This window comes from Isoptericola variabilis, assembly GCF_050311655.1.
GTDB classification, from domain to species: domain Bacteria; phylum Actinomycetota; class Actinomycetes; order Actinomycetales; family Cellulomonadaceae; genus Isoptericola; species Isoptericola variabilis.
In genome coordinates, this window is sequence record NZ_JBNOZM010000005.1 from 196,983 (window position 1) to 221,604 (window position 24,622).

Annotated in this window: 23 protein-coding genes and 1 tRNA gene; 13 read left to right on the forward strand and 11 right to left on the reverse strand. The window is 73.8% G+C overall.

Features of this window, described 5'->3' with window-relative positions; translation table 11 throughout:
* Positions 1–28 precede the first annotated feature (28 nt).
* The 3 genes from ACQP60_RS13065 to ACQP60_RS13075 all read left to right on the forward strand — a co-directional run bounded on the left by ACQP60_RS13065 (position 29) and on the right by ACQP60_RS13075 (position 2,703).
* Complete coding sequence (locus tag ACQP60_RS13065) at positions 29–1,015, forward strand: Ppx/GppA phosphatase family protein (RefSeq protein ID WP_429733208.1); 987 nt, start codon at positions 29–31, stop codon at positions 1,013–1,015.
* 91 nt (positions 1,016–1,106) lie between these two features.
* Entirely contained in the window at positions 1,107–2,558 is a 1,452-nt protein-coding gene (locus ACQP60_RS13070) for an NAD(P)/FAD-dependent oxidoreductase (RefSeq protein ID WP_429733211.1), read from the forward strand.
* 71 nt (positions 2,559–2,629) lie between these two features.
* Positions 2,630–2,703 (forward strand) — tRNA-Leu (locus ACQP60_RS13075).
* Positions 2,704–2,717: 14 nt separating this feature from the next.
* Here ACQP60_RS13075 and ACQP60_RS13080 read toward each other — a convergent pair.
* Positions 2,718–3,638 carry a LysR family transcriptional regulator gene (locus ACQP60_RS13080; protein ID WP_429733214.1) on the reverse strand — a complete coding sequence of 307 codons (921 nt, stop codon included), beginning with the start codon at positions 3,636–3,638 and terminating at the stop codon, positions 2,718–2,720.
* A gap of 71 nt (positions 3,639–3,709) precedes the next feature.
* Between ACQP60_RS13080 and ACQP60_RS13085 the strand changes: the two genes are divergently transcribed.
* Genes ACQP60_RS13085 through ACQP60_RS13100 form a run of 4 tightly spaced genes read left to right on the forward strand, consistent with a single transcriptional unit; the run spans position 3,710 to position 6,220 of the window.
* Entirely contained in the window at positions 3,710–4,648 is a 939-nt protein-coding gene (locus ACQP60_RS13085; RefSeq protein ID WP_429733217.1) for an EamA family transporter, read from the forward strand.
* 10 nt (positions 4,649–4,658) lie between these two features.
* Entirely contained in the window at positions 4,659–5,090 is a 432-nt protein-coding gene (locus ACQP60_RS13090; protein ID WP_429733219.1) for a helix-turn-helix domain-containing protein, read from the forward strand.
* 54 nt (positions 5,091–5,144) lie between these two features.
* The gene (locus tag ACQP60_RS13095; RefSeq protein ID WP_429733222.1) at positions 5,145–5,603 is read left to right on the forward strand and encodes a hypothetical protein; all 459 of its coding nucleotides are present in this window, start codon (positions 5,145–5,147) and stop codon (positions 5,601–5,603) included.
* A 44-nt stretch (positions 5,604–5,647) separates the two neighbouring features.
* Complete coding sequence (locus tag ACQP60_RS13100) at positions 5,648–6,220, forward strand: YciI family protein (RefSeq protein WP_429733224.1); 573 nt, start codon at positions 5,648–5,650, stop codon at positions 6,218–6,220.
* Here ACQP60_RS13100 and ACQP60_RS13105 read toward each other — a convergent pair.
* The 4 genes from ACQP60_RS13105 to ACQP60_RS13120 form a co-directional block, all read right to left on the reverse strand.
* Entirely contained in the window at positions 6,217–6,849 is a 633-nt protein-coding gene (locus ACQP60_RS13105; RefSeq protein ID WP_429733226.1) for a ClpP family protease, read from the reverse strand. The two genes, ACQP60_RS13100 and ACQP60_RS13105, sit on opposite strands and share 4 nt — an antisense overlap.
* Positions 6,849–7,475, reverse strand: coding sequence for a ClpP family protease (locus ACQP60_RS13110; RefSeq protein WP_429733229.1), 627 nt, complete (start codon positions 7,473–7,475; stop codon positions 6,849–6,851). The genes ACQP60_RS13105 and ACQP60_RS13110 overlap by 1 nt, the downstream gene beginning before the upstream one ends.
* Before the next feature lie 90 nt (positions 7,476–7,565).
* Entirely contained in the window at positions 7,566–10,001 is a 2,436-nt protein-coding gene (locus tag ACQP60_RS13115) for an LPXTG cell wall anchor domain-containing protein (protein WP_429733232.1), read from the reverse strand.
* Between the two features lie 146 nt (positions 10,002–10,147).
* Positions 10,148–10,675 (reverse strand): MarR family winged helix-turn-helix transcriptional regulator, encoded by a 528-nt coding sequence (locus ACQP60_RS13120; protein WP_429733235.1) that lies wholly within the window; start codon positions 10,673–10,675, stop codon positions 10,148–10,150.
* A gap of 137 nt (positions 10,676–10,812) precedes the next feature.
* Here ACQP60_RS13120 and ACQP60_RS13125 point away from each other — a divergent pair, with 137 nt between their 5' ends.
* Together ACQP60_RS13125 and ACQP60_RS13130 are read left to right on the forward strand one after the other, a co-directional pair.
* Entirely contained in the window at positions 10,813–12,045 is a 1,233-nt protein-coding gene (locus ACQP60_RS13125) for an MFS transporter (RefSeq protein ID WP_429733238.1), read from the forward strand.
* Between the two features lie 166 nt (positions 12,046–12,211).
* The gene (locus ACQP60_RS13130) at positions 12,212–15,565 is read left to right on the forward strand and encodes an efflux RND transporter permease subunit (protein WP_429733241.1); all 3,354 of its coding nucleotides are present in this window, start codon (positions 12,212–12,214) and stop codon (positions 15,563–15,565) included.
* A gap of 91 nt (positions 15,566–15,656) precedes the next feature.
* Here ACQP60_RS13130 and ACQP60_RS13135 read toward each other — a convergent pair whose 3' ends face one another.
* Both ACQP60_RS13135 and ACQP60_RS13140 read right to left on the reverse strand, forming a co-directional pair.
* A complete protein-coding gene (locus tag ACQP60_RS13135) occupies positions 15,657–16,526 on the reverse strand; it encodes an ABC transporter permease (protein ID WP_429733244.1) in 870 nt (289 codons plus the stop codon).
* On the reverse strand, positions 16,523–17,461 hold the full coding sequence (locus ACQP60_RS13140) for an ABC transporter ATP-binding protein (protein ID WP_429733248.1): 939 nt from the start codon (positions 17,459–17,461) through the stop codon (positions 16,523–16,525). The genes ACQP60_RS13135 and ACQP60_RS13140 overlap by 4 nt, the downstream gene beginning before the upstream one ends.
* Before the next feature lie 142 nt (positions 17,462–17,603).
* Between ACQP60_RS13140 and ACQP60_RS13145 the strand changes: the two genes are divergently transcribed.
* Both ACQP60_RS13145 and ACQP60_RS13150 read left to right on the forward strand, forming a co-directional pair.
* Positions 17,604–18,428, forward strand: coding sequence for an inositol monophosphatase family protein (locus ACQP60_RS13145; RefSeq protein ID WP_429733251.1), 825 nt, complete (start codon positions 17,604–17,606; stop codon positions 18,426–18,428).
* A 105-nt stretch (positions 18,429–18,533) separates the two neighbouring features.
* A complete protein-coding gene (locus tag ACQP60_RS13150; protein WP_429733254.1) occupies positions 18,534–19,406 on the forward strand; it encodes a Bax inhibitor-1/YccA family protein in 873 nt (290 codons plus the stop codon).
* Between the two features lie 40 nt (positions 19,407–19,446).
* Here the strand turns inward: ACQP60_RS13150 and ACQP60_RS13155 are convergent, their stop codons facing one another.
* The 3 genes from ACQP60_RS13155 to ACQP60_RS13165 are packed head-to-tail and all read right to left on the reverse strand — an operon-like array spanning position 19,447 to position 21,663.
* Positions 19,447–20,172: a hypothetical protein gene (locus tag ACQP60_RS13155; protein WP_429733257.1), complete on the reverse strand. Its 726-nt coding sequence runs from the start codon at positions 20,170–20,172 to the stop codon at positions 19,447–19,449.
* A complete protein-coding gene (locus ACQP60_RS13160; RefSeq protein WP_429733260.1) occupies positions 20,172–20,789 on the reverse strand; it encodes a TetR/AcrR family transcriptional regulator in 618 nt (205 codons plus the stop codon). The genes ACQP60_RS13155 and ACQP60_RS13160 overlap by 1 nt, the downstream gene beginning before the upstream one ends.
* Entirely contained in the window at positions 20,782–21,663 is an 882-nt protein-coding gene (locus ACQP60_RS13165) for an alpha/beta fold hydrolase (protein WP_429733262.1), read from the reverse strand. Before ACQP60_RS13165 ends, ACQP60_RS13160 begins: the two co-directional genes overlap by 8 nt.
* Positions 21,664–21,817: 154 nt before the next feature.
* Here ACQP60_RS13165 and ACQP60_RS13170 point away from each other — a divergent pair, with 154 nt between their 5' ends.
* Positions 21,818–22,252 carry a YciI family protein gene (locus ACQP60_RS13170; RefSeq protein ID WP_429733265.1) on the forward strand — a complete coding sequence of 145 codons (435 nt, stop codon included), beginning with the start codon at positions 21,818–21,820 and terminating at the stop codon, positions 22,250–22,252.
* Positions 22,249–23,559, forward strand: a complete 1,311-nt coding sequence (locus ACQP60_RS13175) for an RNA polymerase sigma factor (RefSeq protein ID WP_429733268.1) — start codon at positions 22,249–22,251, stop codon at positions 23,557–23,559. The genes ACQP60_RS13170 and ACQP60_RS13175 overlap by 4 nt, the downstream gene beginning before the upstream one ends.
* Before the next feature lie 84 nt (positions 23,560–23,643).
* Here ACQP60_RS13175 and ACQP60_RS13180 read toward each other — a convergent pair whose 3' ends face one another.
* The gene (locus ACQP60_RS13180) at positions 23,644–24,615 is read right to left on the reverse strand and encodes a DMT family transporter (protein WP_429733271.1); all 972 of its coding nucleotides are present in this window, start codon (positions 24,613–24,615) and stop codon (positions 23,644–23,646) included.
* Positions 24,616–24,622 lie beyond the last annotated feature (7 nt).

Consider the following 24,622-nt stretch of genomic DNA (forward strand, 5'->3'; position numbering starts at 1 on the left):
AGGCGAGCCGTCGGTGGTGGATGAGAGAGTGTCGGCCGTGACCGAACGCCCCACGCCCACCGCATCGTCCGTGACGCGGGTCGCCGCCATCGACTGCGGCACCAACTCCATCCGCCTCCTCGTCGCCGACGTCGCTCCCGACGGCACGCTCACCGAGGTCGACCGGCAGCTGCGCATCGTGCGCCTGGGGCAGGGCGTGGACCGGACGGGCGAGCTCGCCCCGGAGGCGCTGGCTCGCACGCTCGAGGCGTCGCGGGACTACGCGACGGTGATCGCTGAGGCGGGCGCCACCCGCGTGCGGTTCGTCGCGACGTCGGCCACGCGCGACGCGCGCAACCGCCGGGAGTTCTTCGACGGCGTCCGCGCGGCCGTGGGCGTCGACGCCGAGGTGGTCTCGGGCCGCGAGGAGGCGGAGCTGTCGTTCCGCGGCGCGACCGCGGGCGTGGCCGCGCAGCACCCGGGGCCGTACCTGGTGGTGGACCTCGGCGGCGGCTCGACCGAGCTGGTGCTCGGCACGACGACGCCTGAGGCCGCGCTCTCGCTCGACATCGGGTCGGTCCGGATGACGGAGCGTCACCTGCACTCCGACCCGCCCGCCCCGGCCGAGGTGGAGGCCGCGCGCGTGGACGTCCGGGCCGCGCTCGACGACGCCGCCCGGACCGTCCCGTTCGGGCGCACCACCACGCTCGTCGGGCTCGCCGGGTCGGTGACGTCGGTGACCGCGCACGCCCTGGGGCTGACCGAGTACCGGCGCGACGCCGTGCACGGCGCCGTCCTCGGCGTCGACCGGGTGCTCGCCGCGTGCGACGACCTGCTGCACCGCAGCCGCGAGCAGCGCCTCGCCCTCGGGTTCATGCATCCCGGCCGGGCGGACGTCATCGGCGCGGGCGCGCTGGTCTGGGCGGAGGTCGTGCGCCGCGTGCGCGACGACGTCGCCGCCGCGGGCGGCACGCTGACCGACGTCGTGACCAGCGAGAGCGACATCCTCGACGGCATCGCCCTCTCCCTCGTGTGATCCCTGTGGCCTGACCTGCGCGAAAGGCGCCGGGGGTCACGGGCTGGACGGCTCGACTGCGTGCCCCCGGCACGGTCGTAGAATGGGGTCCATGCCTCAGAACGTTCTGTCGTCGGACACCTCTGTCCAGGACGCGCCCGCCGTGGCCCCGCGGCCCCGCAAGGTGCCCCGCATCGTCGTCCTCGGCGGTGGTTCCGTCGGCCTCTACGCGGCGCGCCGTCTGCGCCGCAAGCTCGGCAAGCAGGACGCGGCGATCGTCGTCGTCGACCCGCGGCCGTACATGACCTACGCGCCGTTCCTGCCGGAGGCCGGCGCGGGCTCGATCGATGCCCGCGACGTCGTCGCCCCGCACCGCAAGGCGCTCAAGGGCATCGACGTGCTGCAGGGCCTGGTCAACCACATCGACCACGCCGCGCACAAGGTCACCATCCACCCCGAGGAGGGGCCGGACTACGAGGTCTCCTACGACCAGCTCGTCGTCGGCCTCGGCTCGGTGTCCCGCACGCTGCCCATCCCGGGCCTCGCGGACAACGCGATCGGCTTCAAGAACGTGGAGGAGGCCATCGCGGTCCGCAACCACGTGCTCAACCGCATGGACGTCGCGTCGTCCACGTGGGACGCGGAGGCGCGCAAGCGCATGCTGACGTTCACGTTCGTGGGCGGCGGCTTCGCCGGCATCGAGGCGCTCGCCGAGATCGAGGACATGGCGCGGTACGCCACGCGCAACTACCCGACGATCGACGTCGAGGACCTGCGCTTCGTCATGATCGAGGGCTCGGGCCGCATCCTGCCCGAGGTCTCCGAGCCCATGGGTCTGTGGGCGCTCGACGAGATGAAGAAGCGCGGCATCGAGTTCCACCTCAACACGTTCCTGTCGTCCTGCGTGGACGGCCACGTCGTCACGTCGACGGGCGTCGAGTTCGACACCGAGACGATCGTCTGGACCGCGGGCGTCAAGGCGAACCCGGTCATCAAGGAGGAGTCGGACCTCCCGTTCGACCGGATGGGCCGCGTCATCGTCAAGCCCACCCTGCAGGTCGCGACGGAGGACGGCGAGATCGTCCCCGACGCGTGGGCCGCGGGCGACTGCGCCGCCGTGCCGGACGTGCTCAACCCGGGCCAGTTCTGCCCGCCGAACGCGCAGCACGCGATCCGCGAGGCCACGAAGCTCGCCGACAACCTCGTCGCGGTCCTCAAGGGCCAGCAGCCCGAGGACTACGCGCACAAGAGCGTCGGCGTCGTCGCGTCCCTCGGCCTGTACAAGGGCGTCGCGGAGCTGTTCGGCTTCCTCAAGCTGCGCGGCCCGCTGGCCTGGCTCGCGCACCGCGGCTACCACGTCATGGCGATGCCGACCGGCAACCGCAAGGTGCGCATCCTCATCGGCTGGATCGGCCAGTTCCTCATGGGCCGCGAGATCGTGTCCCTCGGCTCCCTGCACGACCCGCGCGACGAGTTCCGCAAGGCGTCCGTGCCGCCGAAGCAGCCCGGCGAGAAGGTGGAGCAGAAGGCCGAGTCGTCGGCCGCGCGCGCCGAGAAGGGCTGACCTCCCCCGGTACCGTGAGCGGGCGTCGGTGATCTCCCTCGAGAGGTCGCCGGCGCCCGCTCCGTCGTCCCGCCCCCGTAGCCCAACTGGCAGAGGCAGCCGGCTTAAACCCGGTCCAGTCCCGGTTCGAACCCGGGCGGGGGCACCTCTGCGGTGTCGTCAGCCGTCGGCGGCGCCCGTCATCTCCACCTCGACGTCGGCGCCCGCGCGGCGGAACGCGTCGACGACGCGGCGGACGGCGAGCCGCTCGGCCCGGTCGGGGCGCAGGACGGCGGAGACGTGCCGCGCGATGGCGACGTCGGCCAGCTCGCGCAGCACGAGGCGGTCGCCGGTGGGCGTGGTGAAGCGCGGCAGGACGGCGACCTGGTCGCCGGCGGCGACGAGCGCCTCGATGAGGCGGTTGTCGCGCAGCCGCTGGACGACGCGCAGCTCGGCGCCCGTCGCCTGCTCGACGGCGAGGCGCACGGAGTCGAACGGGTATCCGAGGGGCACGCCGATCCAGTCCTGGTCGACGAGGTCGCGCGGCCGCACGTGCGGCAGGCGCGCGAGCGGGTGGTTTGCGGCCATCGCGATGTCGAGCGGCTCGCGGGCGAGCGGCACCACCTTGAGCCCCTCGGCCCCGGCGGGCCGCACGCTGGTGAGGGAGTGCGCGACGACGACGTCGTGGTCGGCGGTGAGCGGGCCGTACTCGGCCTCCGCGATGTCGACGTCGGCGCAGCGCAGCGTGATGGCCGTGCCCGCGAGGTCGGCCATGACGCGGGGGAGCAGGAACGTGGCGGCGCTGGCCAAGGCCGCCACCGTGACCGTCCCCGAGGGCTCGCCCTGGAACTCGTCCCACCGGGCCTGCACCTGGGCCAGTGCGGCGGCGACGCTCGCCCCACCCTCGGCCAGCAGCTTTCCGGCCTCGGTGAGCCGCAGCCCGCGGCCGGACGGCTCGACGAGCGGCGTGCGCAGCTCGCGCTGGGCCGTGCGCAGCTGCTGGGACACGGCCGACGGCGTGCGGTGGGTGGCCCGCGCGACGGCGGTGACGCTGCCCCGGTCGGCGAGCTCGCGGAGCAGCTCCAGGTGCCGGACATCCATGAAGTCAGCCTACAGACAGCGTGAAGCAACTTTCGCTTGTCCTTCAACGTCGGCCGGGTGAGGCTGGGCGCATGCCCGCCCGCCACCGGCTGCTCGCCGTCCTCGTCGCCCTCCTGTGGGGGCTGAACTTCATCGCCATCGACGCCTCGCTGCAGCACTTCCCGCCGATGTTCCTCGTCGCGCTGCGGTTCGCGCTCATCGCGCTGCCCACCGTGTTCCTGGTGCCGTGGCCGGACGTCCCGGTGCGCTGGGTGGTCGGGTACGGGCTCGGCTTCGGCGCCCTGCAGTTCCTCTTCCTGTACTGGGGCATGGCGGCCGGGATGCCCGCCGGCCTCGCGTCCCTGGTGCTCCAGATGTCGGGCCCGTTCACCGTGCTGCTCGGCGCCACCTTCCTGCGCGAGCGTGTGAGCGGGCGGCAGGTGCTCGGCATCCTCGTGGCGGTCGGCGGCCTCACCCTGGTCGCCTGGCAGCAGGCCGCGACCGCCACCGTCGTGCCCTTCCTCCTCACGCTGGCCGGCGCGTTCGGCTGGGCGATCGGCAACATCTGCAACCGGCAGGCGAAGCCGGCCAGCCCGCTGCGCCTCACCCTGTGGATGTCCGTGGTGCCGCCGCTGCCGATGCTCGCCCTGTCCCTCCTGGTCGAAGGGCCTGGCGAGATCGGCCGCTCGCTCACCACCTGGGACGGCCCGGCGGCCGTCGGCGCCGTCGTCGGCCTCCTGTACACGGTGGTGGTCGCGACGGTGCTCGGCTCCGGCATCTGGACCTGGCTCATGACCCAGCACCCGGCGGGCGTGGTCGCCCCGTTCTCCATGCTCGTGCCCGTGATCGGCATGTCGGCGGCCTGGCTGCTGCTCGGTGAGCGGGTCACCCCGCTCGAGGGCGTGGGCGCCGCGTTCGTCGTCGGCGGGGTGCTCTACGGCAGCAGCCGCGCCGCGCGCCGCCTTCTGCCGTCAGCAGAACGGGCGCCCGTCGCGCCCCTGGCGGAGCCCACCGGCGCCGGTCGCGGGTAGCGTCGTGCGCATGACAGCGGACACCCGGGTCGACACCTTGGTCCACGGCACGATCGGCGGTGCGGCCGAGGTGGAGCACGTGCGCGAGCCGCTGCTGCGGCACCTGGTCGGGGCGATCCTGCGCCGGGCGCGCCTGGCGCAGGGGCGCACGCTGCAGGAGGTCTCCGGCGCGGCGCGCATGTCCACCGCGTACCTGTCGGAGGTGGAGCGCGGCCGCAAGGAGGCGTCGTCCGAGGTGCTCGCCGCGGTGTGCGCGGCGCTCGGCATCCGCCTCGTCGACCTCGTCGCCGAGGCTCACGACGCGCTCGCCGCGAACGCCGAGCAGCAGCACCGTGTCCGGGTGCTCACGTCCCTGCGCGACCGCTCCCCGTCGTCGTCCCGCCACGTGCGCTCCGCTGCCGTGCGCTCGACGACGTCGGACGTCGTCGCCCTCGCCGCCTGAGCGGACGACCCAGGGCGATCGGAGCGGGCGTCCGGGGCGTGGCATGGTGAGCCGGTGACCGAGCCGCCGCGACACTACCTGCCCGACGACCTCGGGACACGCCTGCTGGACGAGTGGGAGCGCGGGACCGAGGTCGCCGAGCGCGACGAGCGCTCCGCCCTGACGATCTGGCTCTCCTGCTGGGCCGAGCTGCCGGACGCCGAGGTCCCCTGGTTCGAGCGGGAGTACGACTTTCCGATCGCCGCCGTGCTGTGCCAGACCCTCGCCGAGGCGTACCTCCGCCAGGGTGCCCCCGACGCGGCGCTGGAGCATGCCCGGCGGCTCTCCCGCCTCAGCACCAACCCGGTGGACACCTCGCCGCACGTCGTCCTGGGGATGGCCGCACGCGACGCGGGACGGGACGACGAGGCGCTGCGCTCGTTCACCACGGCTCACGAGATCGGCGGCCCTCGCGCCTTCCGGGGGTATCCGAGCCGGTACTGGCAGTTCTTCCGGGACAGCCGGAGGGGGTGAGCGTCCGCGACGCGAGCCGGCCGGCGGGGCTACCGTCGGGCGGCATGGAGTTCTTCTGCTACCACCGCGACCGTGCCGGTTCGCGCGCGCTGCGCGAGGCGCTCAACGAGGAGCACCTGGCCTACATGGACAGGTTCGCGGGCGCGATGATCGCGCGTGGCCCGACGACGACGGACGGCGGTGAGACGCTGACCGGCAGCGTGCACGTGCTCGACCTGCCCGGGCCCGAGGCCGCCCGGGCGTTCGCGTTCGACGAGCCGAACTATCAGGCCGGCGCCTACCGGGACGTGCTGCTGCGCCGGTGGCGCAACGTCCTCGGGCGCACGATGTGGGACTACCCCGGCGGGCCGGAGGACGCCCCTCGGTTCCTGGTCCTCGGGCTCGGGTGGCGGGGGAGCGGCGAGCCGCTCGTCACCGCCCCCGGCGTGCGCGGCGGCCTGGTCGCGGCGGGGCCGCTCCTGTCCGACGACGGCGCCGCCGTCCTCGGGGCGGCCGCTCTGGTCGAGGCGCCCGGGCCCGCCGACGCCCGCCGCGTGCTGGTCGCGGACGACTACGCGGAGGTCGAGGTCCACGACTGGCACGTCGGCGGGCGCCCGGTGGTGCGCGACGACGGCTAGGCCGCGGCGCGGCCCGACAGCTTCCGCGACGTGACGACGGCGTCGGCGACGCCGTACTCGACGGCCTCGTGCGCCGACAGGATGAGGTCGCGGTCGGTGTCGGTGCGCAGCCGTTCGACGGTCTGCCCGGTGTGCCGGGCCAGGAGCTGCTCGGTCTCGGCGCGCAGCCGCAGCACCTCGCGGGCCTGGATCGCGAGGTCGGAGACGGTGCCCTGCCCCTGGGTGGACGGCTGGTGCAGCAGCACCCGCGAGTGCTCCAGCACCGTGCGCTTGCCGGGCGTGCCCGCGGCGAGCAGCACCGCGGCGGCGGACGCCGCCTGGCCCATGCAGGTGGTGGCGATGTCGCTGCGCACGTACTGCATCGTGTCGTAGATGGCGGTCATCGCCGTGGCGGAGCCGCCGGGGGAGTTGATGTACAGCCCGATCTCCTGCTCGGGCGCCTCGGACTCCAGGTGCAGCAGCTGCGCCATGACGACGTTCGCCACGCCGTCGTCGATCTCCGTGCCGAGGAAGATGATGCGGTCGCGCAGCAGGCGGCTGAAGACGTCGGAGTAGCGCTCTCCCAGCGGGGTGCGCTCCACGACGTTCGGGATCGTGTAGCTCATCTTCTCGTCCATCCTCGCGGTCATCACAGCCCCGCCCTCCGGCCGGCGGCGGACGGCCGCACGTCCTCGACGCTCTCGACGATCCGGTCGACCATGCCGTACTCGACCGCCTCGGTGGCGGTGAACCAGCGGTCGCGGTCGCTGTCGGCGGCGATCTGCTCCACCGTGCGGCCGGTGTGCTGCGCGGTGAGCTCGTGCATCACGCGCTTGGTGTGCTCCAGGTTCTCCGCCTGGATGGCGATGTCGACGGCGGTGCCCCCGATGCCGGCCGACGGCTGGTGCATCATCACTCGCGTGTGCGGCAGCGCGTACCGCTTGCCCTTGGTGCCGGTGGTGAGGAGGAACTGGCCCATGCTGGCGGCGAAGCCGAACCCGACCGTCACCACGTCGTTCGGCAGCAGCCGCATGGTGTCGTAGATGCCGAGCCCCGCGGTCACGGAGCCGCCGGGGGAGTTGACGTACAGCGCGACGTCGGACCGCGGGTCCTCCGCCGACAGGAGCAGGAGCTGCGCGACGACGCGGTTCGCGACCGCGTCGTCGATCTCGGTGCCGATCACCACGATGCGCTGGTGCAGCAGCCGCGCGGTGAGCTGGTCGTCGAAGGCGGGTGGAGTGGGCGGTGCGGGGGTGCTCAGTGTCGGTGTGCTCATGCCCCCACCGTCCGACGGCGGCGGCCGCCGCGGGAGGGTTCTCTGCCGGCAGCGCATCTGCTCAGGGCAGAGAGCGCCCTCCCGCGGTGGTCAGGACCGCGGGAACCAGCGGCGACGCAGCAGCACCAGGCCCAGGCCGACGAGCAGCAGCACCAGCGCGGCGGGCGCCAGCCAGGCGTCGCCGAAGCCCGTGGTGGGCAGGCTGCCCGGCAGCGGGGCGGCCTCGGGAGCCGGTGCGTCCGCGCGCGGCGGCTGAGGCTGCCGGTCGGCACGGCCGGCGTCGTCGCCCCGGCCTGCGTCGTCGCCCCGGCCCGGGTCGGTGGCGCCGCCACCGCCGTCACCATCGTCGTCGCCGTCGCCGCCGTCCTCGCCGGGCGGGGTGGTCGGGTCGGGGTCTGGTGGATCGGTCGGGTCCGGGTCCGGCGGGTCCGTCGGATCGGGGTCGGGGTCCTCGGCCTGCTGCACGGTGCCGCCGCCGAGCCAGGCGGTGCTCTCCGCGCCCTCGGCCAGCGTGCCGACGTCGCCCTCCTGCGCCTCGACGGGAAGGCTGGCGGCCTCGAGCCGGGACGAGCGCACCGTGCCCGGCAGCCGCGGGTGCTCCCGCTCGAACGTCTCGGCGTCCATGGGGTCGCGCGGGGCGTCGGGGAACTCGACGCCTCCCGTGATCTCCAGCCAGTACTCCATGTCGCCGTGCTCGTACTCGTAGCGGTACAGCGGGGTCTGCAGACGCTCCAGGTACTGGTCGTAGACCTCGCGCGGGTCCCACTCCGTCCTCGCGGGCCAGGCGGAGACGTCGCCCGTGCCGATGACGTCGTGGAAGGCGCCCGGGCGCTCGGCGTCGCGCTCCTTGATCCACTCCGACGCGACCCGGGCGGTGTAGACGCGGCGCAGGTCGGCGTACACGGGGTCGGTGTTGACGGCCTGCTCGAGGTACGGCGCGTACGTGTCGACGATCCGCTGGTTGTTGCGCTCGACGACGTCCTCCGGGGCGTCGGCACACATGTCCTCGCCCGGCATCTCCCAGTCCACCTCGACCGGCTCGATCTGGGCGCGCAGCGGGGCGTCGAGGATGTACAGCTCGCCGTCGTCCTGGCGGACGGTCGCGGGCTTGGGGTCCACCCAGAAGCGGTACCAGTCGTAGCAGATGACGCCCTCGTCGGTGCGCTCCAGCGAGTCCCAGAAGGCCTTGCCGAGCTCGGTGTCCGGGTTCATGCCGTCGGCGATGGTGCGCTTGAACTCCAGGTCGGCCTCGAGCAGCACCCGTCCGGCGTCCGTGCTGGCGAACTGCTCGTCGATGACCGTCTCGGGGGTGTCGGGGTTGAGGTTGACCCAGAACTGGCTCGGGTCGAGCGCGAGCCAGGTGAACAGGGCGTCCGACGACAGGTCGAGCGCGGCCTCACCGCCGAAGCCGGGCTCCGCCTCGCCGTCGTCGGGGAGCTCGTCGGCGGAGAAGGCGTACCCGTAGTCCTCCTTCTTCGGGTCGTCGGTGACGTACTTGAGCTCGAGCGAGCGCCAGTCGATGCCGCCGGGGCGCCGCGCGCCGAATCCGGGGCGGCGGCTGTCCTGCCCCAGGTCGTTGCGGATCCGCTGCCCCTCGCGGGCCTCGGCCGCGTTGCGCCCGGACCCGCCCGCGAGCTGCTTGGCGGGTCCGGCGGTCGTGCGGCAGGCGAGGGTCGAGGCCTGCGCCGTCGTCGCGCACCGCGGGTCCATCGCGGTGCTCCCGGGCGGCGACGGGTTCCTCGGCACGGCCGTCGAGCGCAGGTTCGTGTGCTCGATGCCGTGCTGCTGCAGCAGGCGGACCTGGCCGGGGCGGGGCTCCTTGCTGAAGATGTAGACGACGCGCCAGCCCTTGGCGCGCAGCGCCTGGTCCGCGCGCAGCTGCTCCAGCTTGAGCGGCGAGTCCCCGGACTTGAGCTCGTACGCGATCTTGAGCTTGCGGTTCACGGAGTCGTAGCGCCGCTTCGAGCTGAGCTTCTCCTCCTCCCAGAGCTTGTTGTCCTCGCACATCCAGTCGGCGCCGCCGAGCTTGAGCCGCTTCGCGACGTTCCGGTGGTAGCCGTCGCCGCGGTAGTCGTTCGAGACCGCGGGGATGTAGGTGTTGCGCCAGCGGTCCCACTCCCAGTCGCCCTCGTACGCCTTCCAGCGGCGCAGCATGTGCTCCTCGGTGCCCGGCGTGTAGTCCTCGTAGCTGCCGGTGAGGGCTTTGAGCTCGGCCTCGGTGGGCTCCTGGCGGGGCCGCAGCTTCTCCGCCGGGTTGTCGTACTCGTAGTCGTCGATCGTCTCGGTGTGGGCGTCGGGCAGGCCGCCGCCGGGCAGGTCGGCCACGTCGGCGATGCCCTCGATGCCCTCGATGAGCTCGTCGCACCGGACGTTGAACTTCGGGGCGGACTCGCTCTCCGGCCCCGGGACGAGAACCAGCGAGACGGCGAGCGCGAGCGCCGTCGCGACGGCCGCCGCGACCGCACGCCGGACTCGCCGTCGCCGTCGCTCGTGGGGGGTCGGGTCTGCGGTGGCCTGGGTGCTCACGCCGATCTCCTCTGATCCGGTACGTGGGGCGGGCAGGTCGGTGGGCGCGCGGAGTCGCCGCGGGCACCGACGTCGACGCTAACCAGGAGGAGCGGGTCGCGCGACCGGGACAACCGTCGGCCGGGGAAACAGTCGGGGAGCCCGGGTCAGGCCGGGGGCGTGTCCCGCTTGTAGGCGTCGAGGTCGGCGTTGAGGCGCTCGACGAGCTCCGCGAGCCGGGTGCGGTCGGCGGGGCTCCAGTCCGCGAGCACGGTCGCGTACGTGGCGCTGCGACGGCGCCGCTGCGCACGCAGGGCGTCCCGGCCGCCGGCGGTCGCGGAGACGAGCACGGCGCGGCCGTCGTGCGGGTCGCGGGACCGCTGCACGTGGCCCGCCCGCTCGAGCGCGACGACCTGGCGGGTCACGGTGGAGGCGTCGATCCCGAGCCGTTCGGCGAGCGCCTGCACGCGCTGGGGGCCGCCCTCGCGCAGGGCGTGCAGCAGCAGGTAGCCCGAGCGGTCGAGGTCGTGGCCCCCGGTCCGGACGGTGGTCGCGGCGGTGGTGCGCTCGGCGCGCCGCAGCAGCTGGGCGAGGCCGAGCTCGACGCGGGCGACGATCTCCGGACCCGCCGCGCCGGCGTCGTCGCCCTGGCCAGGGCGCTTCTTCTCCACACTGTTTCCCCGGGAAGCGGTCATAGGTGTATTCTACAGGTAATTGCCTGCATGATGCAGGTATCTCGGCGCCCTCCGAGGCGCCGGCCGGCGACGACGACGGCCAGCAACCAGCAGCAGACGACGCCCGCGGCCGATCGTGGGGCAGGAGTGAGGAGTCCGTGGCAGGCACACGCAACGAACCGAACAAGACCGCGATCTACGCGACCGCGCTGACCGCGTTCTTCGCGATCGCGGGCATCGCCGTCGTCGACCCGATCCTCCCGGTGATCGGGGAGGCCATCGGCGCCACGACCTGGCAGATCGAGCTCCTGTTCACCGCGTACATCGCGGTCATGGCCGTCGGCATGATCCCGGCCGTCCTCGCCACGGGGAAGTTCGGCTACAAGAAGATCCTCGGCACCGGCGTCACGATCGTCGCGATCGCCGCGATCCTCGCCGCGCTGAGCACGTCGATCGGCCAGCTCGCCGCGCTGCGCGGCCTGTGGGGCCTCGGCAACGCGATGTTCTTCGCCACCGCGATGGTGCTGCTCGTCTCGCTCGCCAACGACCGCGAGTGGGTGGTCGGCATCTTCGAGACCTGCGTCGGCCTCGGGTTCGCCGTCGGCCCCCTCATCGGCGGGCTGCTCGGCAGCATCAGCTGGCGCGTGCCGTTCTTCGCGTGCGGCCTGTTCATGATCGTCGCCCTCGCGATGTCGATCACCAAGCTCAAGGACCCGGCCGAGAAGCCGGCGCCGCTGCACGTGGGCCAGGTCTTCGGGCTCTTCCGCAAGCCCGCGTTCCTCGCGCTCGCCGTCGTGACCGCCACGTACAACTTCGTCTTCTTCATCATCCTCGGCTACACGCCGATCTTCCTCGGGCTCGACGTCGTCCCCCTCGGCCTCGTGTTCACCGCCTGGGGCCTCGGCCTCGCGTTCGGCATCCTCGTCGTCGGCCACAAGCTCGCGCACACGATCGGCGCCGTGCAGACGCTGGGCGTCGCGGTCGCCGGCGTGCTCGTCATGACGCTGCTGCTCGCCCTCGGCCTCCCGACGGCGGCCTCGATCGTCGTGCTCGTCGTCGCCGGCGTGTTCATGGGCATCGCCAACGCGATCCTCACCGACCTGTCGCTCGCGCTCGGCGACCCCGACCGCCGCGTCACCACCGGTGCCTTCAACCTCGTGCGCTGGGGCTTCGCCGCCCCCGCCCCGGTGATCGCCGGGCTGCTGCACCCGGTCGGCGCCTCGGCGCCCTACTGGGTCGGCGTCGGCGTGCTCGCCGTGGGCGTGATCGTCTTCCTGCTCACCGCGCACACGATGGCCGGCCGGCTCGGTGAGAAGGTGCTGTGGTCGCGGTGGAACAAGGCGGCCGCCGCCGTCGAGGGCACGCCCGAGGAGGCCATGTCCGAGCTGTGACGGCTCGCCCCGGCCGTCGGGCCGGGCGGGGTGACCCGTATTTCGGGGTCGGGCGTCCGACTTTCGGAGGATGTCCGGGGGAACTCGGGCGGCGTATCGTCCGTTCAGCCCAAGCGTCACGACAGCGGAGTCGTGCCCCCCTGCCGACCGCCCGTCTGGAGTGAGCGTGTTCCGACTTGCCCGCCTGTCCCTGGCGAACCGCGCCGTCGTCGCCCTGGCGACGATCGCGATCTTCGTCTTCGGGGCGATGAGCCTCGGCTCCCTCAAGCAGGAGCTCATCCCGTCCCTGGAGCTCCCGGCGGGCGCGGTCGTCGCGACCTACCCGGGCGCGTCGCCGGAGGTGGTCGAGCAGCGCGTCACCGAGCCGCTCGAGGCCGCCGCGCAGTCCGTCGAGGGCATCGAGTCCATCGGCTCGACGGCGTCCACCGGCAGCTCCGTGACCACCGTGCAGTTCGAGTACGGCACGGACATGGACGCGGCGACGCAGCGGCTCCAGACCGCCGTCACCCGCATCCAGTCGCAGCTCCCGGAGGACGTCGAGCCGCAGGTCGTCACCGGGTCGCTCGACGACCTGCCCGTCATCCAGCTCGCCGCGGCCGCCGACGAGGACACGGGGGAGGACGTGGACGCCGCGGCGCTCGCGGACACCGTCGACACCGTCGTCGTGCCCGCGCTCGAGGACCTGGACGGCGTGCGCTCCGTCGCCGTCACCGGCGGCGAGACCGACCAGGTGCTGGTCGACGTGAACACCAAGAAGCTCGCCGCGGCGGGCCTCACCACGCAGGACGTCGCCGACGTGCTCCAGGACAACGGCGTCGTGCTCCCGGCCGGCACCATCACCGACGACGACGTCACCTACTCCGTGCAGGCCGGCTCCAGCATCGGCAGTGTCAAGGAGCTCAAGGCGCTGCCGCTCGTGCCGGACCCCGCCGCGGCGGCGGGCGCGACCACCGGCGCCGGCGACGCGACCGGCGGCACCACCGGCGAGGTCGGTGACGGCACGGGCGCCCCGCCGGCCGACGGCGCCACCATCCCGCAGGCCCCCGCCGCCCCCGAGCCCGTGACGCTCGCCGACGTGGCCACCGTGAAGGTCGTGCCGGTCGAGGCGACGTCGCACTCCCGGCTCGACGGCGAGTCCTCGCTGGGCATCGCCATCACCAAGACCCCCGACGGCAACACCGTCGACGTCTCCCACGCCGTCCAGGACGCGATGGACGACCTGAGGCCCGAGCTCGAGGACGCCGGGGTCACCACCGCCGTCGTGTTCGACCAGGCGCCGTTCATCGAGGAGTCCATCGAGGGGCTCGCGACCGAGGGCGGGCTCGGCCTGCTGTTCGCGGTGATCGTCATCCTCGTGTTCCTGGTCTCCCTGCGCTCGACCCTCGTGTCGGCGGTGTCGATCCCGCTGTCCCTGGCCGTGACCTTCGTGGTCATGAACGCCACCGGGTACACGCTCAACATCCTCACCCTCGGCGCCCTGACCATCTCGATCGGTCGCGTCGTCGACGACGCCATCGTGGTCATCGAGAACATCAAGAGGCACCTGTCGTACGGCGAGGACAAGAAGGCCGCCATCCTCACCGCCGTGCGCGAGGTGGGCGGCGCCATCACCGCGTCGACCATCAGCACGGTCGCCGTCTTCCTCCCGATCGCGCTGGTCGGCGGCATGGTGGGCGAGCTGTTCCGGCCCTTCGCGATGACGGTCGCGATCGCGATGCTCGCCTCCCTGGTCGTGGCCCTGACGATCGTGCCCGTGCTGGCGTACTGGTTCGTCAAGGCGCCGACGGTGGCCGCCGACCCCGCCGAGGCGGAGCGCGTCCGCGAGGCCGCCGAGGCCAAGGAGCGCCGCGGCCTGTGGCAGCGCGCGTACGTGCCGAGCCTCGGCGCCGCGCTGCGCCACCCGTGGGTCACGCTCGTGGTCGCGGTCGCCGTCCTCGGCGGCACGCTCGCGCTGGTGCCGCGCCTGGAGACCAACTTCATCGGCGACTCCGGCCAGGACACCGTCACCGTGACCCAGACGTTCGAGACCGGCGCGTCGCTCGAGGCGCAGGACGCCGCGGCCACGGAGGTCGAGGACGCCCTGGCCGACGTCGACGCCGTCGAGAGCGTGCAGACCACGGTCGGCTCCGGCGACGCCGCGATGGCCGCGTTCATGGGCGGCGGCTCCGCGCCGCAGGCCACCTTCGCGATCACCCTCGACCCCGACGCCGACGGCGTCGAGGCGCAGACCGAGATCCGCGACGCCGTCGAGCCGCTGGCCGGCACGGGCGTCACCTCCGAGGTCAGCGTCTCCGGCGGTGACTCCGGTTTCGGCTCCAGCACCGTGGACCTCGTCGTGCAGTCGCACGACAGCGACGACCTCGAGGCCGCCGCCCAGCAGGTCACCGACGCGGTGGCCGACCTGGACGGCGTGGCCGAGGTGACCAACGACCTCTCCGCCGCGCAGCAGGTGGTGCAGGTGTCGGTCGACCGCGAGAAGGCCGCCGAGGCGGGCCTGACCGAGACCCAGGTGTCCGGCATCGTGTCGGGCGCGATGGACCCGGAGCAGACCGCCGGCGAGGTGGACCTCGGCGACGGCCCGATCGACGTCGTCGTGAAGACCGGCGACGCCCCGGCGACCCAGGCCGAGATCGAGGACCTCGAGATCCCGACCGCCGCGGGCACGGTGCCGCTCACCGATGTCGCGACGGTCGAGAAGGTGGACGTCCCGACGTCGATCTCCCGCACCGACGGGCAGCGGTCCGCGACCGTGTCCGTGACGCCCGAGACGCAGGACGTCGGCACGCTCAGCGCCGACATCACGGCTGCGACGGACGACCTCGACCTGCCCGCGGGCGCGACCGTCGAGATCGGCGGCGTCGCGTCCGACCAGGCGGACGCGTTCGCCGACCTGGGGCTGGCCCTCGTGGCCGCGATCGCCATCGTCTACCTGGTGATGGTCGCGACCTTCGGGTCGCTGGTGCAGCCGCTGATCCTGCTGGTGTCGGTGCCGTTCTCGGCCACCGGCGCGCTGCTGGCGCTGCTCGCCACCGACACCCCGCTGGGCGTCCCGGCGCTCATCGGCGTGCTGATGCTCGTCGGCATCGTGGTGTCGAACGCGATCGTGCTCATCGACCTCATCAACCAGTACCGCGAGCGGGGTCGCGGTCTCGAGGACGCGGTGCGCGAGGGCGCCCGCAAGCGTCTGCGCCCCATCGTCATGACGGCGCTGGCGACGATCTTCGCGCTGACCCCGATGGCGATCGGGCTCACCGGCGGCGGGTCGTTCATCAGCCAGCCCCTGGCGCTGGTGGTCATCGGCGGGCTCATCTCCTCGACGCTGCTCACGCTGTTCGTGGTGCCGGTGCTCTACGAGCTCATCGAGCGCCGCAAGGAGCGCCGCCGCTCCAAGCGCGACTCGCGCGCCGTGCGCAAGGCCGAGAAGGCGGAGCGGGCCGCGGCACGGGCCGCGGAGAAGGCGGAGGCGGCCGAGGAGGCCGCCGCCGTCGCCCGCCGTCAGGCAGGCACCGACCCCGCCTGACGAGGCCGGTCGAGAGTTGTGAGCGGGCGTTTGGCCCTGTTTCGTCGCGAGACAGGGCCAAACGCCCGCTCACAGCGTCTTCAGGACGAGGTCAGGCGTCGCGGCGCTTGAGCGTGATCGCCGCGGCGACGAGCAGCACCACGGTGTACCCGACGAGGACGGCGTAGCCGACCCACGGGTCGAGCAGGGTATCCGTCTCGATGCCGCGGGAGATGATCCGCTCGCCGGCGACGCTGGGCAGCAGCTTGTTCACCCAGTCGGTCCACGCGGCGTCGGTCGCCTGGACCACGATGTTGAAGATCAGCGGCACGACGAAGAAGATCGCCACGATCGTGAAGATGGCCCCCGCGCTGTGCCGCATGAGGGTGCCGACGGCGAGCGCGAACGCCGCCACCGTCGCGAGGTAGAGCACGCAGCCGACGAGCGCGCGGACCTGCTCGCCGTCGGACAGGTCGACGCTCAGGCCCGCGGTGTCGAGCATGGGCGCCGTGACGACGTACGCGATCGCGAGCGCGACGGCGACCACCACCGCGGTGGTGAGCACGATGACGACCAGCTTGGCCCACAGGACGGGCAGCCGCCGCGGCACGGCGGCGAACGTGGAGCGCACGGTGCCGGTGGAGTACTCGCTGGTCACGATGAGCGACGCCAGCACGCCGATCGCGAGCGCGCCGAACGAGTAGCCGAACGTCACGATCGTCGTGCCGGTGAGGCCGATCGCCTGGAGCCCGGGGTCCTGCGACATGCCCTCGGACATCTCCGGGGTGTCGGCGGCCACGCGCATGATCGCGGCCATCATGAGCGCCAGCCCCACCATGACGACGGCCGTGATCACCACGGTCCACACCGTGGAGCGCAGGGTGCGGAACTTGATCCACTCGCCGCGCAGCACCCGGCCGAACGTCACGCGGTGCACGACGACGGCGGGTGCGGCCTCCCGGGCGGGTGCGGTGGCGGTCATCGGGGCGCTCCGTCCGTCGCGGGGGCGTCGAGGGACTCGGTCTGGTACTCGACCGCGTCGGCGGTGAGCTCGAGGTAGGCCTCCTCGAGGGTGGAGGACACGGGGGTCAGCTCGTGCAGGACGACGCCGCCCGCGGCGGCGAGCTCGCCCACCCGGGCCGCCTCGACGCCCGTGACCTCGAGGGCGCCGTCGTCGGCCGGGGCGACGTCGCCGCCCTCGCGCCGCAGCGCGTCGGCGAGGTCCGTGGCCTGCGGCGAGCGCACCCGCACCATGTGCCGGGAGGCGCCGTCCACGAGCTGCTGCACCGGCATGTCCGCGAGGATCCGCCCGCGCCCGATGACGATCACGTGGTCGGCGGTGAGCGCGACCTCGCTCATGAGGTGGCTGGACAGGAACACCGTGCGGCCCTCGCTCGCCAGGAAGCGGGCGAGGTTGCGCACCCACAGCACGCCCTCGGGGTCGAGGCCGTTGACCGGCTCGTCGAGGATGAGGGTGCGCGGGTCGCCCAGCAGCGCGACCGCGATGCCGAGCCGCTGGCCCATGCCGAGGGAGAAGCCGCCCACCCGCTTGCGGGCCACCGCCGTCAGGCCGGTGAGCTCGACCACCTCGTCCACCCGTGCCGGCGCGATCCCGTGGGTCGCGGCGAGCGCCTGCAGGTGCTGGCGCGCCGTCCGCCCGGGGTGCACGGCCTTGGCCTCCAGCAGCGCGCCCACCTCGGCCAGCGGCCGGGCGTGCTGCGCGTACGGGCTGCCGTTCACCGTGACCCGGCCCGCCGACGGGCGGTCGAGGCCCATGATCATCCGCATCGTGGTGGACTTGCCGGCGCCGTTCGGGCCGAGGAAGCCCGTGACCGTGCCGGGCCGCACGGTGAACGTCACGTCGTCCACCGCGAGCTTGGGTCCGTAGCGCTTGGTCAGGCCGTGTGCCTCGATCATGTCGCCCCTGGAGGTGTCATCGCGGGTGCCGTCGTCATGCCGTCGTCACGGGTGCACAGGTCCTTCCCGAGCCTACGTGCTGGTCATCGTCGCGTCATGGGCAGGGACCGGGTGATCTCCGTCGACGGGGCATGCTGCGGCCATGGATGCTCGTGACCGGCCCGGTGACCTCGACCTCGCCCTGGCGGCAGCGCTCGCCGGCGCCGACCTGGGGCTGCGGTACTTCGCGCGCGTGCAGGGGCTCGCGCGCGACCACAAGCTCGACGGCTCGGTGGTGACGGAGGCCGACCTCGCGGTCGAGGAACGGGTGCGCGAGGTGCTGCGCGCCGCTCGGCCCGACGACGCGTTCCTCGGCGAGGAGACCGGCGAGCTCGGCGCGGGGCTCAGGCGATGGGTCCTCGACGGCATCGACGGGACGCTCGTGTTCGTCGAGGGCGACGACCGGTGGCAGACCCTCGTCGCGCTCGAGGAGGACGGCGAGGTGACCGTCGGCGTCGCGATCGTGCCCGCGCAGGGGCAGGTCTGGTACGCCGCCCGCGGGCGCGGGGCGTGGGTCGCCGACGTCGACGAGGGGCGCGTGACCGGCGCGCGGCGGCTGCGCGTCGGGCCGCCGCCGGGGTCGCTCCGGTCCGCCCGGACGGCCGTGCTGCCCCCGGTGGCCATGCTGCCCGAGCGGTACCGGGGCGAGGTCGACCGGCTCGTCGCCGCCATCGAGGTGGCCGACTGGCGCGCGCACGGCGCCCTGCTGGTCGCGGCCGGCGAGCTCGACCTTGCGGTGCAGGTGGGCGGCCGGGTGTGGGACTACGCGCCGCTGTCCCTCATCGTCACCGAGGCGGGCGGCGTCTTCGGCGGCGACGACGGGCAGCCGCACCCCGTGACCGGGACCGGCGTGTTCGCCGTCGACGGGACGACGGCGGAGGCCGCGCGCGGCGTCCTCGGAAAGAGTCGCCGACCGGGGAACGTCTGAGGAACATCGCGCGTTCACTACGATGGAACGCACGGCCAGCGACCCGGCACTGCGCGCGCGACGACCCGTCGTCGCGCACCCGGAAGCCGCGACCAGGAGGAGTACATGACCAACCCCGTCTTCTCGAGCAGCGACGTCTTCGGCGAGCCGCGCCGTACCGGGGCGCGCCGCGGCGGCACCGCCACGGCCCAGCCGCAGTACGGGCAGGTCGCCTACGGCGCGGGCACCGCCGGTGCCCAGACCGCCGACGCCGCGAGCCTCGACGCCATGTACCAGGCGCCGTCCGCCACCACGGCCGACACCAAGCGCCTCACCTACGACGACGTCATCATCAAGACCGGCGGCCTGCTCGCGCTGCTGGTCGTGGTGGCGGCCGCGACGTGGAACTTCGCACCGAACCTGTGGCCGATCGGCATGATCGCCGGCCTGGTGCTGGGCCTGGTGAACGCCTTCAAGAAGAAGCCCAGCCCCGCGCTGATCATCGCGTACACGGTGGCCGAGGGCGTGTTCCTCGGCGGCATCTCGATCGCGTTCGCGTCGATCGCCGTCGGCAGCTCCGGCGTCCCGCTCTCCGGGATCGTGCTGCAGGCCGTCGTGGCGACGCTGGCGACGTTCGCCGCCGCGCTGTTCCTGTTCAAGTCCGGCAAGGTGCGCGTCACGCCGAAGTTCACGCGCTGGCTGCTCATCGCCATGGTGGGCTACCTCGTCTTCTCGCTCGTCAACGTCGTCCTGACCTGGACGGGCGTGCTCGAGGGCTGGGGCATGCGGGGCGGCGCGCTCGGCATCATCGTCGGCCTCGTCGCGGTCGGCCTGGCCGCCGCGTCGCTCATCGTCGACTTCGACTCGATCAAGCGCGGCGTGGAGCAGGGTGTCCCGGCGCAGTTCGCCTGGACGGCGGCCTTCGGGCTGATCGTCACCCTGGTGTGGCTGTACCTGGAGTTCCTGCGCCTGCTGGCGATCTTCCAGAGCGGCGACTGACGCTCCGGCGCGTCACCGGCACGCACGGCCCGACGGCCGGTCACCCCGCGGGGTGGCCGGCCGTCGTCGTGTCCGGGACGGGCGCGCGCCATACCGCCCACGCGACCAGCAGCAGGCCGGCGGCGACCAGGACGCCGTGGCCGACGCGGACCGCCGGGGTGCCGAAGAACTGCGGCAGGTAGAGCAGCAGGCCGACCGCCAGCGGGACGCCGACCCAGCGCGGTCGGCCGGCACGCCACAGCGCGACCGCCGCCAGCAGGCCCGCCGCGGCGACCAGCGCGAGGCCCAGGCCGAAGAGGGTCATGGCGGCCGGCTGCTCGCGAAGCACGTCGACGTCGGAGAGCAGCGCCGGGTCCTGCGCGCGCAGCGCGGCCTGCGCGATCGTCCGGATGCCGAAGATCTCGGCGCCGAAGTAGAGGGCGCAGAGCGCGGCCCCGACCCAGGCGGTCACGACGGCCGCGGTGGCGGCGCGGCCGCCCGGGGCGGCGGCGCCCGGGGCCGCGCCGCCGCGCAGCAGCGCCCGCAGGCCGAGGAACGTCGGCGCCAGCAGGCCGAGCCCCGCGATGCCGCACAGGTGCGCCAGCACCCACCGGTCGGAGGCGAACGCCTCGGCCAGCGCGAGGCTCGGCACGGACTCGTCGGGCCACGGTCGGAGCACGGGGAAGAGCAGCAGGAGCACGGCGGCGGAGACGGCGCCGGTCGCGGTCAGGGCGACCGTGCCTCGGGCGGGGGCGGAGGCACGGGTGTCGGGCGTGGGGCGGGTCATCATGGCTGCTCCTGAGGTGTGGACGACGACGGCGCGTCGGCGAGGGCGGTGACGCCGGCGACGAGCATGTCGACCAGGGCGTCGAAGCTGCGGTCGAGGTCCTCGGGCAGGCGGAACCCGCCGCCCAGCTCGAGGACGACGAAGCCGTGCACGCCGGCGCGCACCACGCGGACGGCGTCGATCGTGCGGTCGTCGGGGAGGCCGAATCCGTGGAGCACCGCGCCGACGAGCGCGACCACCCGGGCCCCGGCGGCGCGGTGCTCGCCGTCCTCGGGGGCATCGGGGTCGGGGGCGAGCTGGACGGCGGCGTACCGGCCGGGGTGCGCGCGGGCGTAGTCGCGCCACGCGTGGGCGAGGGCGCGCAGTGCGTCGGGGCCCGCCCGGCCGACGGCCGCCGCGGCGCTCGCCGTCGTGAGCTCGTCGAGCGCGACCAGCGCGACCTCCCGGCGCAGCGCCGCGAGCGAGCCCACGTGCTTGTAGAGGCTCGGGGTGGCGACCCCGGCGGACGCGGCGACCTTCGCGAGGGTGAGGTCGGCGAGTCCGGTGGGCCCGCCCGCGTCGACCTGCTCGAGGGCGATCCGCACGACGGCGTCCCGCGACAGGCCCGCCCTAGGCACGGGCGCCCCGCTCGTCGGCGCCGTTCTCCTGGGAGGCAGGGTGATCGGCGGGGAGTGCGGCGAGGAAGTCGAGGACGGCGGGGGTGACGACGTCCGGCGCCTGGTGCTGCGGGTAGTGGCCGACGCCGGGCACCAGCAGCTCCTGGCCGCCGAGCGCCTCCCGCATCCGGGCGAGCTCGGCGCCGGCGTCCTGGTAGTCGGGGTCGAGCTCGCCGACGACGACGAGCGACGGCGCCTGCACCCCCGCGACGAGCGGTTCGATGACGGAGTGGTCGAGGGCGACCGCGAGGTCGCGGAAGGAGCGCAGGTGCGCCGGGTCGGCCATGCTGCGCCGGATCCGCGCGACGTGCTCCGCGTGCCGGGGGCCCTTGCGCCCCTTGGCGAACATCGAGGTGTAGAGCGACGCCCACGCCGCCGCGCCCCACGGGCGGGCGAACAGCGCGCGGTACAGCAGGCGGGAGGTCCGCGCCTGGGCGGGGGAGGCGGTCTCGCGAAGGTGCGGGGCGAGCAGCACCAGCCCGCGCACGAGGTCGGGGCGCTCGGCGGCGGCCCACACGGCGGCGGACCCGCCCATGGAGCTGCCGACCAGCACGGCGGGGCCGGCGTCGAGATGCTCGACGAGGGCGACCAGGTCGGTGCCGGTGGCCACGTCGCCGTGGGTGATGAAGGTGGTGTCGGAGTCGCCGTGGCCGCGCAGGTCCGCGACGACGACCCGGTGGCCGGCGGCGACGAGCGCGGGGACGACGTCGTCGTAGGTGGAGCGCAGGTCGCCCATCCCGGGGACGGCGACGACGAGCGGGCCGCTGCCCGCGTCGGTGTAGGCGAGCCGCCCCTCGGGGCGGGCGAGGTACCGGAGCTCCGGTGTCGTGGTCATGTCCATAGCCATCAAGCTAATACCGTTAGCCAGAGGTGGCAAGAGGTTCCTCGAAAAAACTTCCGGGGCGATGTCGATCCCGCGGTTCCCCGTTCGACCTGGGGGTGAGAAGGTCACCACGAGGGTGATCGCGATCACGACAGGGAGCAGACCGATGGCCAAGTACATGCTGATCATGCGCGGGACCGACGAGGGCCAGGCTCAGTACGAGCAGCTGGACTTCACCGAGGTGATCGCCGCGATGGGCCGCTACAACGAGTCGATGATGAACGCGGGCGTGCTCGCCGCGGGCGAGGGGCTGTCCGACGCGTCCGAGGGCGCCGTCGTCGACTTCTCCACCGACACGCCCGTCGTCACCGACGGCCCCTACGGCGAGACCAAGGAGCTGTTCAACGGCTTCTGGATCGTCGACGTCGCCACCAAGGAGGAGGCGATCGAGTGGGCCAAGCGGGCGCCGCTGTCCGGGCCCGGGACCAAGCTCGAGGTGCGCCGCGTGACCGGCCCGGAGGACTTCCCGCAGGACAACGAGTGGGTGCAGAAGGAGCAGGGATGGCGCGAGGAGCAGGCCCAGCGGGCCCAGCAGGCGTGACCCCTGACGTGCCCGACGGGGGCCGCGCCGACGACGGCGCGGCCTCCCGGCGCGTCGTCGAGGCGGTGTGGCGCATCGAGTCCAGCCGCATCGTCGGCGCGCTCGCCCGGTACACGAACGACTTCGCGCTCGCGGAGGACGTCGCGTCGGAGGCGCTGGCGGAGGCGCTGGTCGCCTGGCCGCGCGACGGCGTCCCCCGGGACCCGGTGGCGTGGCTGCTCGCGACCGGGCGGCGTCGCGCGATCGACGCGTTCCGGCGCCGGTCCGGGCGGGACGACCGGTACGCGGCGCTGGCGCGCGACCTCGGCGAGGGCGGCGCGGTCACCGGCGGCCCGGGATCCGTCCCCGAGCCGGCCGACGACCTGCTGTGGGACCCGGACAAGATCGAGGACGACCGGCTCGCGCTGCTGTTCGTCGCGTGCCACCCGGTGCTGTCCAAGGAGGCCCGGGTCGCGCTGACCCTGCGCGTGGTGGCCGGCCTGAGCAGCGAGGAGATCGCGCGCGCCTTCCTCGTGCCCGTGCCCACCGTGCAGGCGCGCATCACCCGGGCGAAGAAGACGCTGACGGCCGCCCGGGTGCCGTTCGAGGTGCCGGCCGCCGAGGACCGCGCGGAGCGGCTCGGCTCCGTGCTCAACGTCGTCTACCTCATCTTCTCGGAGGGGTCGACGGCGTCGGGCGGCGACGACTGGATGCGCCCTGACCTCGCGTACGAGGCCGTCCGCCTCGCCCGCGTGCTCACACGGCTCGCGCCCGAGCCGGAGACGTTCGGGCTGCTCGCCCTGCTCGAGCTCACCGCCGCGCGGTTCCCCGCGCGCACCGGGCCGGACGGCGAGCCCGTGCTGCTGGAGGACCAGGACCGGCGCCGCTGGGACCGGTCCGCGATCCGGCGCGGGCGGGACGCGCTCGCCCGGGCCGTCGCCGTCGGGCGCGGGCTCGGGCCGTACGGGCTGCAGGCCGCCATCGCGGAGCAGCACGACGTCGCGCGGTCGGTGCCCGAGACCGACTGGGACCGGATCGTGGTGCTCTACGAGGCCCTGCACCGCGTGGCGCCGTCGCCCGTCGTCGAGCTCAACGGGGCGGTCGCGGTGGCGATGGCGTCCGGCCCGGCCGCCGGCCTCGCCGTCGTCGACGACCTCGTCGCGCGCGAGGTGCTGTCCGGGTCGTACCTGCTGCCGTCCGTGCGCGGCGAGCTGCTCGCCCGCCTCGGGCGGAACGACGAGGCGCGCGCGGAGCTCGAGCTCGCGGCCCGCCTGTGCGGCAACGCCCGCGAGCGCGGCGTGCTGGAGGCGAAGGCCGCGGCCCTCTGACCCGCGACCTGTCAGGGCCATGCGCAGGTTCTGACGGTCGTGGCCCTGACAAGTCGCTGGTCCGCAGAGTTGTCAGGGCCACGCTCATGATGGCGTGGTCCTGGCCCTGACAGGTCGGCGGGGGAGGGTCGCGACGGCGACGCCGGCCAGGGCCAGCACGCCGCCGAGCAGGACGACGGGGGCGGGCACCTCGTCGAGCAGCGCCCAGGACATCAGCACGACGAGCGGCGGGACGGCGTACGTCGACGCCGCCGCACGACCGGCGCTCACGCGCGCCAGGGCGTACCCCCAGGTGGTGAAGGCGATCGCGGTCGGGAACACCCCCAGGTAGACGACGCCGAGCAGGGACGACGACGGCGCGGCGGACGCCTGCGCCACGAGCGCGGGCAGGAACGGCAGAGCCGCGACGGTGCCCGCGAGGCAGCCGAGCCAGGTCATGGTGAGCGCGTCGGCATGGGGGAGCAGGCGCTTCTGCAGGGTGGCAGCGCCGGCGTAGAGCACGGCGGAGGCGAGGCCGAGCGCCACGCCGACGACGTCGAACCGGCCCGTCGTCGTGGCGACCGCGATGACGACGACGCCCGTGAACGCGACGGCGATACCCGCGAGCAGGCGGCGCGGGAAGCCCTCGCGCAGCAGGATCCCGGCGAGGACGGCCACCAGCATCGGCGCGATGTTGACCAGCAGCGCGGTGGTGCCGGCGTCGAGGTGCTGCTCCGCGGCGTTGAGGGTGAGGTTGTACGCGCCGAACCAGGCCACGCCCCAGGCGAGGACGAGCAGCAGGACCCGGCCGCGGGGGAGCCGCACGGGGGTGCGACGGCGGGCGCGGGCGACGAGCAGGATCGCCGTCAGCGCCGCGGAGCCGACGGCGACCCGGCCGAGGGTGAGCGCACCGGCGTCGAGGTCGTGCCCGACGGCGCGGACCCCGACGAACGCGGATGCCCACAGCACGACGGTGACGGCCATGGCGGCCGCCGTGAGGGCGCCGGCGCGTCGGGAGGGGCTCCTCGGGTCCGCGGTCGGTGCGGGCGGCGCGGTGCGCGCGGTGGTCTCGGCCATGGGTCGA

Coding starts and splice junctions, on each gene's coding strand:
- ACQP60_RS13105 (WP_429733226.1), bottom strand. CDS start 6,849: ATGACCGCGAGGATGGACGAGAAGATGAGCTACACGATCCCGAACGTC.
- ACQP60_RS13140 (WP_429733248.1), bottom strand. CDS start 17,461: ATGATCGAGGCACACGGCCTGACCAAGCGCTACGGACCCAAGCTCGCG.
- ACQP60_RS13085 (WP_429733217.1), top strand. CDS start 3,710: ATGCCCGCCCGCCACCGGCTGCTCGCCGTCCTCGTCGCCCTCCTGTGG.
- ACQP60_RS13165 (WP_429733262.1), bottom strand. CDS start 21,663: ATGACCACGACACCGGAGCTCCGGTACCTCGCCCGCCCCGAGGGGCGG.
- ACQP60_RS13135 (WP_429733244.1), bottom strand. CDS start 16,526: ATGACCGCCACCGCACCCGCCCGGGAGGCCGCACCCGCCGTCGTCGTG.
- ACQP60_RS13080 (WP_429733214.1), bottom strand. CDS start 3,638: ATGGATGTCCGGCACCTGGAGCTGCTCCGCGAGCTCGCCGACCGGGGC.
- ACQP60_RS13070 (WP_429733211.1), top strand. CDS start 1,107: ATGCCTCAGAACGTTCTGTCGTCGGACACCTCTGTCCAGGACGCGCCC.
- ACQP60_RS13150 (WP_429733254.1), top strand. CDS start 18,534: ATGACCAACCCCGTCTTCTCGAGCAGCGACGTCTTCGGCGAGCCGCGC.
- ACQP60_RS13145 (WP_429733251.1), top strand. CDS start 17,604: ATGGATGCTCGTGACCGGCCCGGTGACCTCGACCTCGCCCTGGCGGCA.
- ACQP60_RS13155 (WP_429733257.1), bottom strand. CDS start 20,172: ATGACCCGCCCCACGCCCGACACCCGTGCCTCCGCCCCCGCCCGAGGC.
- ACQP60_RS13110 (WP_429733229.1), bottom strand. CDS start 7,475: ATGAGCACACCGACACTGAGCACCCCCGCACCGCCCACTCCACCCGCC.
- ACQP60_RS13100 (WP_429733224.1), top strand. CDS start 5,648: ATGGAGTTCTTCTGCTACCACCGCGACCGTGCCGGTTCGCGCGCGCTG.
- ACQP60_RS13090 (WP_429733219.1), top strand. CDS start 4,659: ATGACAGCGGACACCCGGGTCGACACCTTGGTCCACGGCACGATCGGC.
- ACQP60_RS13120 (WP_429733235.1), bottom strand. CDS start 10,675: ATGACCGCTTCCCGGGGAAACAGTGTGGAGAAGAAGCGCCCTGGCCAG.
- ACQP60_RS13170 (WP_429733265.1), top strand. CDS start 21,818: ATGGCCAAGTACATGCTGATCATGCGCGGGACCGACGAGGGCCAGGCT.
- ACQP60_RS13180 (WP_429733271.1), bottom strand. CDS start 24,615: ATGGCCGAGACCACCGCGCGCACCGCGCCGCCCGCACCGACCGCGGAC.